Origin of the sequence: Pseudomonas sp. IPO3774 (genome assembly GCF_013386835.1) — a bacterium.
GTDB lineage: Bacteria > Pseudomonadota > Gammaproteobacteria > Pseudomonadales > Pseudomonadaceae > Aquipseudomonas.
In genome coordinates, this window is sequence record NZ_JACAQY010000052.1 from 128,466 (window position 1) to 141,986 (window position 13,521).

The window sequence follows — 13,521 nt, forward strand, 5'->3', positions numbered from 1 at the left end:
GCGGGTTTTTTGTTGCCTGTCACGGCCATTCGCGAGCGAGCCCGCTCCCACATTTGACCGCGTTGCCATGACGGGCACCGATCAAAATGTGGGAGCGGGCTTGCTCGCGAAGAGGCCCTGATGCTCAGCAAAGATTCAGGCTTTTACCCCAACCTCACGGCCACTGACCAACCGCTCCAACGCCTCACCCAACCCCGAAGCCTTGTCACCAATCAGCAAGTGCCAAACCCCACTCTCAAGCTGGCTCACACCCTGGCAACCCAGCGTCGTCAGTTGAGATTCCGACAACACCGAACCATCCCCCAACTCCACCCGCAGCCGCGTCATCGCCACCGCATCCAATTGCAAAACATTGGCCCGACCGCCCAGCGCATTCAGCCATTTCTCGGCCTCATGCACGTTCACCGGCGTGCTCTTCTCAACCGGTGCAGCAGCGACCGGAGTGACTCCAACATACGAAGGCATCGCCAACCGAATCTCATCGGCAATGCTGTCCGCCATCGGCCCGACCACCACCTGCAAACTCCCGCCATTACCCGGTCGAACCACGGCCATCGCACCCAGCGCCTTCAACTCGGCATCCACCGCCTTGTTGCGGTCCACCATGTCCAGCCGCAGACGCGTCGTGCAAGCACCCACACTCAGCAGATTCTCCGCACCACCCAGCGCGCGAATGTAAGCCCCGGCCCGTTGGTTATCGGTCATGGCCTCGGCCTGCGCGACCTGAATATCCTCACGCCCGGGCGTCTTCAAATTGAAGCGACGGATGCAGTAGTTGAACACGCTGTAGTAGATCACCGCATACGCCAGCCCAACCGGGAATACCAACCAGCCGTTGGTGGATTTACCCCAACCCAGCACCATGTCGATAAACCCACCGGAGAAGGTAAAGCCCAGGTGAATGTTGAGCATGTTGGTGATCGCCATCGACAACCCGGTCAGCAGCGCATGCACCAGGTACAGGAACGGCGCGAGGAACATGAAGGCGAATTCGATCGGCTCGGTGACCCCGGTCAGGAACGAGGTCAGCGCCATCGACAGGAAAATCCCGCCCATGATCTTGCGCCGCTCCGGCAGTGCATTGCGGTACATCGCCAGGCACGCCGCCGGCAGGCCGAACAGCATTACCGGGAACATGCCGGTCATGAACTGCCCACCTTTCGGGTCGCCGGCAAAATAGCGAGTCAGGTCGCCGGTCACTACCGCGCCGGTCGTCGGGTCGGTGAAGGTGCCGAAGACAAACCACGCCATGTTGTTGAGGATATGGTGCAAGCCGGTGACGATCAGCAGGCGGTTGAACACGCCAAACACGAACGCACCAAAACTGCCGCTTTCCATCAGCAACACGCCGAAGCTGTTGATGCCTTGCTGCACGGGTGGCCAGATCAAACCAAAGATCACCCCCAGCGCCACTGCGGAGAACCCGGTGACGATCGGCACAAACCGTCGCCCACCAAAGAATGCGAGGTACTCCGGCAGCTTGATGTCCTTGAAGCGGTTATACAGGGCACCGGCCATCAAGCCGCTGGCGATGCCCGCGAGCATGCCCATGTTGATGCTGGCGTCCATCACCTTGAGGGTGGAGACCATCACCAGGTAACCGATGGCGCCTGCCAGGCCCGCCGTGCCGTTGTTGTCGCGGGCAAAACCCACGGCAATGCCGATGGCGAAGATCAGCGCCAGGTTGGCGAAGATCGCCTGCCCGGCGTCGTGCATCACCGCGATGTTCAGCAGGTCAGTGTCGCCCAGTCGCAGCAGGAGGCCGGCGATCGGCAGAATCGCGATCGGCAGCATCAGCGCACGGCCCAGGCGTTGCAGCCCTTCGATAAAATATTGGTACACGGCGTGTCTCCCTATTCTTGTTGTTTTCAGCTCAGCGGCCAGTGGTGTTGACAGGCTTGGCGAACGGCTTTGGCGCTGCTCAGGTTAAGCAGGCTTTGGCTCAGTTGCCGGCATTGGGCTGCGTCCAGGTGACGGACACGGTCCTTGATTTCTCCGATCTGCGGCGGGCTGACGGACAGCTCGCTGATGCCCAGACCGATCAGCACCGGCGTGGCCAGCGGGTCGGACGCCAGCGCCCCGCACACACCGACCCAGCGCCCATGCTTGGCCGCGCCGATGCACGTCTGGGCGATCAGCCGCAGCAGCGCCGGGTGCATGGCATCGACCCGGGCGGCGAGGCCGGCGTGGTCGCGGTCCATGGCGAGGGTGTACTGGGACAGGTCATTGGTGCCGATGGACAGAAAGTCCGCGTGCTCGGCCAGTTGTTCGGCCATCAGCGCCGCCGCGGGCACTTCGATCATCACCCCCAGTTCCGGGCGTTGGGTCAGTTCCAGCTCGGCGCACAGTTCATCGAGGCGCTGGCGAATGTGCAGCAGTTCGTCGACTTCGCTGACCATTGGCAGCAGGATGCGGCAACGTTCCAGCGGGCTGACCTGGAGAAGGGCACGCAGTTGCTGGTCCAGCAGTTCCGGGCGTACCTGGGCCATGCGAATGCCCCGCAGGCCCAGCACCGGGTTGGTCTCGAACGGCAGCGGCAGGTAGTCGAGTTGCTTGTCGCCGCCGACGTCGATGGTGCGGATGATCACGGATTTGTCGCCCATGGCATCCAGTACGGCTTGGTAGGCCTGGCGCTGCTCTTGCTCGTCGGGCGCGGTGCGGCGGTCGACGAAGAGAAATTCTGTGCGCAGCAGGCCGACGCCATCGGCGCCATTCTCGAAGGCCAGTTGGGCTTCGGCGCTGGAGGCGACATTCGCGGCCACTTCAATACGCACGCCATCCTGAGTGCTGGCGGTGCCTTGAGCCTGCGCGTGCTGCTGTTGGCGCCGCAGTTTCTGTGCATCGCGCAACTGGTGAACCTGGGCGTGGCGCGCATCATCCGGCGTCAGCTCCAGGCGGCCGTTGGCGGCATCCAGCACCACACGCTGGCCTTGGGGCACATCAAGCAATTCAGTGCCCAGTGCAACCACGCACGGCAAGCCTTTACCCCGCGCCAGAATCGCCACATGAGACGTCGCGCCGCCTTCGGCCATGCAGATACCGGCGGCGTGTTGATTGCTCAGTTGCAGCAGATCCGATGGGGTCAGCTCATGGGCCGAGACGATAGCGCCGGCCGGCAAATCAAAATTCCAGGCCTCGCCCAGCAACGCCCGCAGCACGCGTTGCTGCAAGTCGCGCAGGTCGTTGGCGCGTTCGGCGAACAGCGGTTTGCCTAGGGCGAGCAGCACCGCGCATTGGGCCTGGATCGCATCACGCCAGGCGTGAGTGGCGGCGCTGCCCTGTTCGATGGCGGCGGTGGCGGCCTCCAGCAACGTAGGGTCTTCCAGCAGGGCCAGGTGGGCGGCGAAGATCTCTTCTTCCTCCACATCCTTGCGCTGACGGGCCTGGTCCAGGGTGTGGCGGATTTCGCCACGCACCTGTTCCAGGGCGCTGTCCAGGTGCTGCAATTGTTCATCCGGCACGTTGTTGCCCGGGTCCACCGGCAGCTCGATTCCGTTCAGGCGGAACAACGGGCCGCAGACCAACCCCGGCGCGGCACACACGCCTTGCAGTACTCCGGCTTCGGTATTCGCGCGGCGTGGGGCGACGGCCACTGGAGCGTGATGCGCTTCGCCAACTTCCACCGACAGCGCAGCGATCAGTGCTTGCAGCGCCGCTTCACAATCCTTGCCACGACAGGTGACCTGCACCTCGTCCTGCTCACCAATCCCCAGGCCCATCAAGCCGATCAGGCTGTCGCACGAAGCCGACTTGCCAGCGAAATGCAGCTGCGACTGGCTGCTGAATGCCTGTGCAGTCTTGCGGATCAAGGCAGCGGGGCGCGCATGCAGGCCGCCACGATGGGTGATGCGAATAGTCGCGCTGGCTTCGGTGACCGACTCATCAATCACTTTCGCTGCACCGGCCAACCGTGCAACCACATGCAGCAGCGGCTCGCCGACCTTCACTGTTTTCAAGGTGATCGGCCGTAGCTCAAACAGCTCGCTGTTGGTCAGGATGATCAGGCTGACCAGGCTTTTGCACTGGCGCGCAATCAGGTCCAGATCAAACTGCACCAGTGCCTGGCCCTTGCTGACGCGCGCACCTTGCTTGACCAGCAGCGCAAAGCCTTCGCCATTCAATTCCACCGTGTCGATGCCCACGTGCATCAGCAATTCAGCGCCGTTATCGGCGCGAATGGTCAGCGCATGCCCGGTGCGGGCGACGTGGATGATCACGCCATCACACGGCGCGTGCAGGCAATCGTTGAGCGGGTCGATGGCAATGCCGTCGCCCATGGCGCCACTGGCGAACACTTCGTCGGGAACGTCGCCCAGGGTCAGCACCGGCCCACTGAGGGGAGCGCTGAGGGTGAGGTCTTTATTATTGTGGGACATGGGCACGGTACTCATCAGGAAAACGCTGCAATCAACTCAGTGGGTGCGGGTCACTTTGCTCAAGTGACGCGGTTGGTCCGGGTCCATGCCCCGGGCCTCTGCCAAACCGGCGGCCATCACGTAGAAACTCTGGATCGCCAGGATCGGGTCCAGGGCCGGGTGTTCGGCGCGGCTCAGAGTCAGGTCGCGCTCGGCGATGTCATCGGGGGCGGCCAGCAGCACGCGGGCACCGCGCTGGCGCATATCGGCGGCCAGGCTCAGCAGGCCGGCTTGTTCGGCGCCGCGTGGGGCGAAGACCAGCAGCGGGTAGTTGTCATCGATCAGGGCCATCGGGCCATGGCGCACTTCGGCGCTGCTGAAGGCTTCGGCCTGGATCGCCGAGGTTTCCTTGAGCTTGAGCGCGGCTTCCTGGGCGATGGCAAAACCGGCGCCACGGCCGATCACCATCAGTTGCTGGCAGTCGCGCAGGGCGTCGATGGCCAGGCTCCAGTCTTGCCTGGCGGCTTCACGCAAACCTTCGGGCAGTGCCTTACAGGCTTGCAGCAACTCGTCTTCCTGATTCCAGTGGCCGATCAATTGGGCGCTGGCGCTCAGGGTGGCGATAAAGCTTTTGGTGGCGGCGACGCTGCGTTCCGGCCCGGCGCACAGCGGCACATGGAATTCGCAGGCGGCTTCCAGTGGCGAGTCTTCGGCGTTGACCATCGAGATGCTCAAGGCGCCGCGCTTGCGCAACAGGCGCAGGCTGTTGACCAGGTCCGGGCTCTGTCCCGACTGGGAGAAACCGAACGCCACTTGCCCGCTGACCTTGAGCGGCGATTGCAGCATGGTCACCACCGACATCGGCAGCGACGCCACCGGAATCCCCAGGTGTTGCATGGTCAGGTAGGCGAAGTAACTGGCGGCGTGGTCCGAGCTGCCACGGGCGATGGTCATCGCCACTTGCGGTGGCTGGCGACGCAGGCGGCCGGCGACTTCCACCAGCAGCGGGTCCAGGCGTTGCAGTTGAGCCTCGACGGCCTCACAGGAGGCCAGGGCCTCTTCAAGCATTTTTGAAGTCAATGGTTTCTCCTTCGACCATTACGTCGGTGAGGTGCAGGGAGCGGTCCAGGCGCACGCAGTCGGCAAAGCTGCCGGGTTGCAGGCGACCGCGTTCTTCGAGGCCCAGGTAGTCCGCAGGAAATTGCGACAGGCGTTGTGAGGCTTCGCTGATCGGCAGGCCGATCTTCACCAGGTTGCGCAGCGCCTGGTCCATGGTCAGGGTGCTGCCGGCCAGCGTTCCATCGGCCAGGCGGACGCCGCCCAGGCACTTGGTCACGGTGTGGCTGCCCAGCTTGTATTCGCCGTCGGGCATGCCGGCAGCGGCGGTGGAATCGGTGACGCAGTACAGGCACGGGATCGAGCGCAGCGCCACGCGCATGGCACCTGGGTGCACGTGCAGCAGGTCGGGAATCAACTCGGCGTATTTGGCGTGGGCCAGGGCCGCGCCGACGATGCCGGGCTCGCGGTGATGCAGCGGGCTCATGGCGTTGTACAAGTGGGTAAAGCTGGTGGCCCCGGCGGCGAGGGCGGCGACGCCTTCTTCGTAGCTGCCCAGGGTGTGGCCGATCTGCATGCGCACGCCGCGTTCGCTGAGGGCTCGGATCAGGCCGTCATGGCCGGCGATTTCCGGGGCAATGGTGATCACCCGGATCGGCGCCAGGCGCAGGTATTCTTCGACTTCGGCCATCAAGGCGGTGTGGGCGAAGTTCGGTTGTGCGCCGAGTTTTCCCGGATTGATGTAGGGACCTTCCAGGTGCACGCCCAGGACACGAGCGGTGCCGGTCGGGCGGCTTTCGCAATAGGTGCCGATTTCGCCGAGCACGCGGGAAATCTCATCCACCGGCGCGGTCATGGTGGTGGCCAGCAGCGAGGTGGTGCCAAACCGCACGTGGGTGCGGGTGATGGTGTGGAAGGCGTCGGTGCCTTCCATGATGTCTTTGCCGCCACCGCCGTGCACGTGCAGGTCGATAAAGCCTGGCAGCAGGTACGGCAGGTCGTTGTCAGCCGGGTTGCACGGGCTGCCTTCTACGGCAGTGACCTTGCCGTGCTGGTGCACCAGGCGGCCGCGAATCCAGCCGTGTGGCGTGAGGATATTGTCTTCGGACATGGGCAGTTCTCTAAATTCGCAGTTCAGCGGAATAGTCGTGGCGGCGCAGTTCTGCGACGAAGTCGTAGTAGTCGTTGCGGCAGTAGGTGTCGGTGATTTCAATCGGGGTGTTGTCGGCGGTGTAGCCCACCCGGGTCATCAGCAGCATGGCGGTGCCGGGGGCGATGCCCACCAGGGCTGCGAACTCATCCGAGGCGTTGATCGCCTGGATGTGTTGCAGGGCGCGCACGATGGGCTTGCCGATGCTTTCCAGGTATTCGTAGAGCGAGTTGCCGATGGCCTGCGGGTGGGGGAGGACGGAGGCGGGCATGGCGGTCATTTCAATCGCCATCACCGTGTCGTCGGCCTTACGCAAACGCTTGAGCCGCGCGACTTTGTCGCTGGGTGACAGGCCCAGGCGAATCAATTCTTCATGGGTCGGCGGGGTGATGTCGCGCTCGAGCCACTGGGAAGTCGGCACAAAGCCCTTGAGCCGGAGCATTTCGCTGAAGCCCGAGAGGCGCGACAGCGGTTGTTCCAGGCGTGGCGTGATGAAGGTTCCGGAGCCTTGGCTGCGACGGATCAGACCTTGTTCGAACAGCACTTCCAGCGCCTTGCGGGCGGTCACCCGGGAAATGCTCAGTTGCTCGCTGAGGGCACGTTCCGACGGCAAAGCCTGCTCGGATTTCCACTGGCCGGCATGAATCGCGGCTTCGAGGTTGCGGGCCAGTTGCAGGTACAGCGGCGTCGATTGTTTATCGTCGGGGCGCAGGGCCAGGATGGGGTTCATCGTGTCGGTTTCCGATGCGGTTATTGGAGTGTTGTCGCCCGGTAGTGATCGCAAGCTAATACCACTTAAATACCATGTCAATGCAGCGAAAACAGTGCAGGCGAGCGTTTGCGGGCGCCTTAATAGTGCGCCAGTTCAAGTGGTATTAGAGAGGTCTTTGTGTCGGGCAGAAGCACGCAGCTTGCCGGGGTGAACTGGTATTCACCGGCAAGCGCCGTGTGGGGCGGGATTTTTTTTCGAATTATTTTACGAGCGGCAGGAAATTACGGACGAATCTCGATCATCGTGCCGTCTTTCACCAGGTTCCAGACTTCGCGCATGTCGACATTGCGCATGCCGATGCAGCCGTCAGTCCAGTCCAGGGTGTGGAACAGCTCTTCGGGGTAGTCCTCGGCGTCGGGGGTGCCGTGGATCATGATCATGCTGCCGGGCTTGACCCCTTCGCGGCGGGCGCGCGCGGAATCGCTGATATTGGGGTAGGAGATGTGCATGGCCAGGTTGAAGCGGTCGCTGGTCTTGCGCCAGTCGATCCAGTAGAAACCTTCCGGGGTGCGGCGGTCGCCTTCCATCAGCTTGGTGCCCTTGGGGTTCTTGCCCAGGGAAATGCGGTAGGTCCTGAGGGGCTTGCCGTCATTGATCAGTTGCAACTGATGGGCAGACTTGAGCACCAGGATTTTCTCGACGGGTTTGCCCCCCAGGATCACTTGGGTGGAGGCTGGCGACAGCGTGGCAAACGACAGGCAGATCAGAGCAAGCAACCAACGCATTGAAACGGTATCCCCTGAAAAGACTACGTGCCGCCTGGATTGTTATTTGGCCAACTGGGTCAGCGGCGGCACCGATTCGCTGCGCACCGGATACGACTGTTGCCGGCGGTCAGCAAAAAAGCATTCTAAGGTACGCCCGACCGTGCGGAAAGCCAGCTCGGACCAAGGGATGTCGGCTTCATCGAATAAGCGCACTTCAAGGCTTTCGGGACCGGCGGCAAAATCCAGGTCGATCAGTTCGGCCCGGTAGAAGATGTGCACCTGGCTGATGTGCGGCACGTCGATCAGGGTGTAGATGCTCAGGTTGCGCACCCGGGCGCAGGCTTCTTCCAGGGTTTCGCGCATCGCGGCCTGCTCGACGGTCTCGCCGTTCTCCATAAAGCCGGCGGGCAAGGTCCAGAAACCCAGGCGCGGCTCGATGGCGCGCCGGCACAGCAGCACCTGGTCGCCCCACACCGGTACGGTGCCCGCGACGATATTGGGGTTCTGGTAGTGAATGGTCTGACAGTGATCGCAGACATAACGCAAGCGTGCGTCGCCTTCGGGAATGCGCTGGGTGACCGGTTTACCGCACTGGCTGCAGAAGTTCATGCTGGGGTTCCTGGAGAGTGCGCCTATCTTGGCGTGACCGGGTATGGGCTGCAAGTTGTCGTTTAGCGACATGGCCAGGGTTTTGGGGTTGGGCGTGCGCAAGGTTTGGTGCATGATGCAAGGTAGCCAACAGACCGAGATGACTCATGCTGGACGAGCTACTTCGCCGGGTAAGCAATCATACGCCCCACACGCTGGAGACCGACGGTCGTTTCCCGGAAGCGGCGGTACTGGTGCCGATCACCCGCAGTGACGAACCCGAGCTGATCCTGACCTTGCGCGCCAGCGGGTTATCCACCCATGGCGGCGAAGTGGCGTTCCCTGGCGGGCGGCGGGACCCGGAAGACCCGGACCTGATCTTCACCGCGCTGCGCGAAGCCGAAGAAGAGATCGGCCTGCCGCCGGGCCTGGTGGAAGTCATCGGGCCGTTGAGCCCGCTGATTTCCCTGCACGGTATCCGTGTCACGCCTTATGTAGGCGTTATCCCCGATTACGTCGAATACCTGGCCAATGACGCCGAGATCGCCGCGGTTTTCAGCGTGCCCCTGGAGTTTTTTCGCCAGGACCCGCGCGAACATACCCACCGTATCGATTACCAGGGCCGCAGTTGGTACGTGCCCAGTTACCGGTTTGGCGAATACAAGATCTGGGGCCTGACGGCGATCATGATCGTCGAGCTGATCAATCTGCTCTATGACGATGCCGACATCAGCCTGCATCGACCGCCGAAAAGCTTCATCAATACCTAAGAGCCAGATGGCCATCGTTCCTGCCGTGAGGATCCACCTATGAAATACCGCCTGGGCGACGCCCGAGTCGAAACCCATCCCAACAGCTGGGTGGCCCCCAATGCCACGCTGGTGGGCAAGGTCAAACTGGAGGAGGGCGCCAACGTCTGGTTCAACGCGGTGTTGCGCGGCGACAACGAGCTGATCCTGATCGGCAAGAACAGCAACGTGCAGGACGGCAGCGTGATGCACACCGACATGGGTTACCCGCTGACCCTCGGCACCGGCGTGACCATCGGCCATAACGCCATGTTGCATGGCTGCACCGTCGACGATTACAGCCTGATTGGCATCAATGCGGTGATTCTTAACGGGGCGAAGATCGGCAAGCACTGCATCATCGGCGCCAATTCGCTGATCGGCGAGGGCAAGGAAATTCCCGATGGTTCGTTGGTGATGGGCTCGCCGGGCAAGGTGGTGCGGGAACTGACCGACGTGCAGAAGAAAATGCTCGAGGCCAGCGCTGCGCACTATGTGCATAACGCCCAGCGGTATGCCCGTGATCTGGTTGAGCAGGAAGAATGAACCCGGTAGAACGACCCGTCGCCTCGCCGTGCGTGAGCATTTGTGCGCTGGATGACGATGATATCTGCACGGGATGCCAGCGCACGGTGGATGAAATCACCCGCTGGAGTCGCATGGACAATACCGAGCGCCGGGTGGTGTTGGGGTTGTGCCATGAGCGGGCGAAGGCGAGTGGGCTGGTGTGGATGATTCCGGGGAAGTCCGGCGCCTGATAGACGGCTTTCGCGAGCAAGCCCGCTCCCACATTTGATTGCGTTTATCTTGGAGGAATGCGTTCAAAATGTGGGAGCGGGCTTGCTCGCGAAAGGGCCCGCCCAGACGACATATTTCCAAATGTGAAGTACCCTGTGCCCCTTGTTCACAGGTCCCTCGCCCCATGTTCTTCCTGATTGCCTACATCAGCAGCGTCGTGCTGATCAACTTTGCCTTTTCCACCGCTCCGCACCTGGATGTGATCTGGTCCGCCTGGGGCGGTTTGGTATTTGTCCTGCGGGACATGGTGCAAACCCGTTTCGGCCATGGCGCGATCATCGCCATGCTGGCGGCGCTGGTGCTGTCCTATATCACCTCCGATCCGTCCATCGCCCTGGCCAGCGCCACGGCGTTCGCGGTGTCCGAATGCATTGACTGGCTGGTGTTCAGCATCACCAAGCGCCCACTCCACGACCGCCTGTGGATAAGTTCGGCGCTGAGTATCCCCCTCGATACCTTCATCTTTTTCGGCCTGATCGGCGCCTTGACGCCCGCGGTCGCCGGCACTGCCCTGGTGTCGAAATTCGCCGGCGTTACCGTGGTGTGGCTGGCCATGGCCTGGCGTTTGCGCCGGCAGCGCGTCGCCAACTGAAGCCAATCTTTACAGTTCATGTAAAATGCCGGCCTTTCTCCCCACGATCCGCTCCCCTGAGGACCTGAGATGACCCGAATCGGAACTCCATTGTCGCCAACCGCGACCCGCGTAATGCTGTGTGGCTGCGGTGAGCTGGGCAAGGAAGTGGTAATCGAACTGCAACGCCTGGGCGTTGAAGTGATTGCCGTGGATCGCTACGCCAACGCACCGGCCATGCAGGTTGCCCACCGCAGCCACGTGATCAACATGCTCGATGGCGCCGCCCTGCGTGCCGTGATCGAAGCCGAAAAGCCGCACTTCATCGTGCCGGAAATCGAAGCGATCGCCACCGCCACCCTCGTGGAGCTGGAAGCCGAAGGCTTCACCGTGATCCCGACCGCCCGCGCGACGTTGCTGACCATGAACCGCGAAGGCATCCGTCGCCTGGCCGCCGAAGAGCTGGACCTGCCGACCTCGCCGTACCACTTCGCCGACACCTTCGAGGACTACAGCAAAGCCGTCACCGACCTGGGCTTCCCGTGTGTGGTCAAGCCGGTGATGAGTTCGTCGGGCAAGGGCCAGAGCCTGCTGCGCAGTGTCGATGACGTGCAGAAAGCCTGGGATTACGCCCAGGAAGGCGGGCGTGCCGGCAAGGGCCGCGTGATCATCGAAGGCTTTATCGACTTCGACTACGAAATCACCCTGCTGACCGTGCGCCACATTGGCGGCACTACCTTCTGCGCGCCTGTCGGTCACCGTCAGGAGAAGGGCGATTACCAGGAATCCTGGCAGCCACAGGCCATGAGCCCGATTGCACTGGCGGAATCCGAGCGCGTTGCCAAGGCGGTAACCGAAGCGTTGGGTGGTCGTGGTCTGTTTGGCGTCGAGCTGTTTATCAAAGGCGATCAGGTGTGGTTCAGCGAAGTGTCGCCGCGCCCCCATGACACTGGCCTGGTGACCCTGATTTCCCAGGACTTGTCGCAGTTCGCCCTGCATGCGCGGGCAATTCTCGGCCTGCCGATCCCGTTGATCCGTCAGTTCGGGCCTTCGGCTTCGGCAGTGATCCTGGTGGAAGGCAAGTCGACCCAGACGGCGTTTTCCAACCTGGGTGCAGCCTTGAGCGAGCCGGATACGGCGTTGCGTCTGTTCGGCAAGCCGGAAGTGAATGGCCAGCGCCGTATGGGCGTGGCGCTGGCGCGGGATGAGTCGATTGAGGCAGCGCGGGCTAAAGCCACTCGTGCTTCGAAGGCTGTTGTTGTAGAGCTGTAACCCCCCCGCCGATCGTTCCCACGCTCCGCGTGGGAATGCCGCGCTGGACGCTCCGCGTCCGCTCTTAAGGGCGTGACGCAGAGCGTCACCGGATGCATTCCCACGCAGAGCGTGGGAATGATCATCATCAGGCGACCTTGTTCAAATCGTTATGGCGCGTCTCTTTCAGGCACAACACAGCAATCAAGCTGATCACCGCTGCCGCCGACACATACCCGCCGACATAACTCAAACCGCCCATCGCCACCAGCTTGGTCGCGAAGAACGGTGCCGCCGACGCACCCACGATCCCACCCAGGTTATACGCCGCCGAAGCACCGGTATAACGCACGCGGGTCGGGAACAGTTCCGGCAACATCGCGCCCATCGGGGCAAACGTCACGCCCATCAGGAACAGCTCCAGCGCCAGGAACAGTGCCACGGCCCAGGTTGAACCGTGGGTCAGCAACGGCTCCATGGTGAAGCCGGAAAGGATGGTCAGGATCGCACCGACAATCAGCACCGGCTTACGCCCGTAACGGTCGCTGGCCCACGCCGCCAGCGGCGTTGCCGCGCCCATGAACAGCACCGCGAAGCACAGCAAACCCAGGAACGTTTCACGGCTGTAGCCCAGCGTAGACACGCCATAGCTCAGGGAAAACGCGGTGGTGATATAGAACAGCGCATAACACACCACCATCGAGGCCGCACCCAGCAGGACCGGCAGCCAATGCTGGCTGAACAGTTCCACCAGCGGCACCTTCACCGGCGCTTCCTTGGCCACGGCGTTCGCGAACACCGGCGTTTCATGCAGTTTGAGCCGCGCATACAGCCCCACCATCACCAGCGCCGCGCTGAGAATGAACGGAATGCGCCAGCCCCAGCTGCGGAACTGCTCGTCGCTCAGGCTCATGGCCAGGATCAGGAACAGCCCGTTGGCCGCCAGAAAGCCAATCGACGGGCCCAGTTGCGGGAACATGCCGAACCAGGCGCGTTTGCCCTTCGGGGCGTTCTCGGTGGCCAGCAACGCCGCGCCGCCCCATTCGCCGCCAAGCCCGAGGCCCTGGCCGAAGCGCAGTACGCAGAGCAGGATCGGTGCCCAGGCGCCGATGCTGTCATATCCGGGCAGCAAGCCGATCAGCGTGGTGCACACGCCCATCAGCAGCAGGGAAGCCACCAGTGTCGACTTGCGGCCAATCCGGTCACCAAAGTGGCCGAACAGCGCCGAGCCCAGTGGCCGCGCGATAAACGCGATACCGAAGGTCAGGAACGAGGCGAGCATCTGCGCCGTGCCGGAGGTTTGCGGGAAGAACACCGGGCCGATCACCAGCGCGGCGGCAGTTGCGTAGATATAGAAGTCGTAGAACTCGATGGCGGTGCCGATGATGCTCGCGGTGGCGACCCGGGCCGTCGAGTTGGTCGGGGCGGCGGTCGCCGTCTCGTTATAGGTGGTGCTCATTGAGGTATCCCTGACGGTCATTGCGC

General features: G+C 62.7%; 13 protein-coding genes. 5 read left to right on the plus strand and 8 right to left on the minus strand.

Annotated elements, in window-relative coordinates; translation table 11 throughout:
* Window positions 1-135: 135 nt before the first annotated feature.
* From nagE to HYE77_RS25520, 7 genes are all read right to left on the minus strand, one after another.
* Window positions 136-1,794 carry an N-acetylglucosamine-specific PTS transporter subunit IIBC gene (nagE, locus tag HYE77_RS25490; RefSeq protein WP_218174601.1) on the minus strand — a complete coding sequence of 553 codons (1,659 nt, stop codon included), beginning with the start codon at window positions 1,792-1,794 and terminating at the stop codon, window positions 136-138.
* Window positions 1,795-1,868: 74 nt separating this feature from the next.
* Window positions 1,869-4,376 (minus strand): phosphoenolpyruvate--protein phosphotransferase, encoded by a 2,508-nt coding sequence (gene ptsP / locus HYE77_RS25495; protein WP_177069744.1) that lies wholly within the window; start codon window positions 4,374-4,376, stop codon window positions 1,869-1,871.
* 36 nt (window positions 4,377-4,412) lie between these two features.
* Entirely contained in the window at window positions 4,413-5,435 is a 1,023-nt protein-coding gene (locus HYE77_RS25500) for an SIS domain-containing protein (protein WP_023659131.1), read from the minus strand.
* A complete protein-coding gene (nagA, locus tag HYE77_RS25505) occupies window positions 5,416-6,522 on the minus strand; it encodes an N-acetylglucosamine-6-phosphate deacetylase (protein ID WP_087695120.1) in 1,107 nt (368 codons plus the stop codon). Before nagA ends, HYE77_RS25500 begins: the two co-directional genes overlap by 20 nt.
* A 10-nt stretch (window positions 6,523-6,532) precedes the next feature.
* Entirely contained in the window at window positions 6,533-7,291 is a 759-nt protein-coding gene (locus HYE77_RS25510) for a GntR family transcriptional regulator (RefSeq protein WP_003209609.1), read from the minus strand.
* Between the two features lie 263 nt (window positions 7,292-7,554).
* Entirely contained in the window at window positions 7,555-8,058 is a 504-nt protein-coding gene (locus HYE77_RS25515; protein WP_003209608.1) for a murein L,D-transpeptidase family protein, read from the minus strand.
* Window positions 8,059-8,100: 42 nt separating this feature from the next.
* Entirely contained in the window at window positions 8,101-8,649 is a 549-nt protein-coding gene (locus HYE77_RS25520; protein WP_003209606.1) for an NUDIX hydrolase, read from the minus strand.
* 146 nt (window positions 8,650-8,795) lie between these two features.
* On the opposite strand from HYE77_RS25520, the gene HYE77_RS25525 reads away from it, so the two are divergent.
* The 5 genes from HYE77_RS25525 to purT all read left to right on the plus strand — a co-directional run bounded on the left by HYE77_RS25525 (window position 8,796) and on the right by purT (window position 12,057).
* A complete protein-coding gene (locus HYE77_RS25525) occupies window positions 8,796-9,398 on the plus strand; it encodes a CoA pyrophosphatase (protein ID WP_003209605.1) in 603 nt (200 codons plus the stop codon).
* Window positions 9,399-9,437: 39 nt separating this feature from the next.
* A complete protein-coding gene (locus tag HYE77_RS25530) occupies window positions 9,438-9,962 on the plus strand; it encodes a gamma carbonic anhydrase family protein (protein WP_008438249.1) in 525 nt (174 codons plus the stop codon).
* Window positions 9,959-10,174: a DUF1289 domain-containing protein gene (locus HYE77_RS25535; protein WP_008438244.1), complete on the plus strand. Its 216-nt coding sequence runs from the start codon at window positions 9,959-9,961 to the stop codon at window positions 10,172-10,174. Before HYE77_RS25530 ends, HYE77_RS25535 begins: the two co-directional genes overlap by 4 nt.
* Before the next feature lie 164 nt (window positions 10,175-10,338).
* Window positions 10,339-10,806 carry a hypothetical protein gene (locus HYE77_RS25540; protein ID WP_003209599.1) on the plus strand — a complete coding sequence of 156 codons (468 nt, stop codon included), beginning with the start codon at window positions 10,339-10,341 and terminating at the stop codon, window positions 10,804-10,806.
* Window positions 10,807-10,875: 69 nt separating this feature from the next.
* Complete coding sequence (purT, locus tag HYE77_RS25545; RefSeq protein WP_177021408.1) at window positions 10,876-12,057, plus strand: formate-dependent phosphoribosylglycinamide formyltransferase; 1,182 nt, start codon at window positions 10,876-10,878, stop codon at window positions 12,055-12,057.
* 127 nt (window positions 12,058-12,184) lie between these two features.
* Here the strand turns inward: purT and HYE77_RS25550 are convergent, their stop codons facing one another.
* Window positions 12,185-13,495 carry an MFS transporter gene (locus HYE77_RS25550; protein WP_177008147.1) on the minus strand — a complete coding sequence of 437 codons (1,311 nt, stop codon included), beginning with the start codon at window positions 13,493-13,495 and terminating at the stop codon, window positions 12,185-12,187.
* Window positions 13,496-13,521 lie beyond the last annotated feature (26 nt).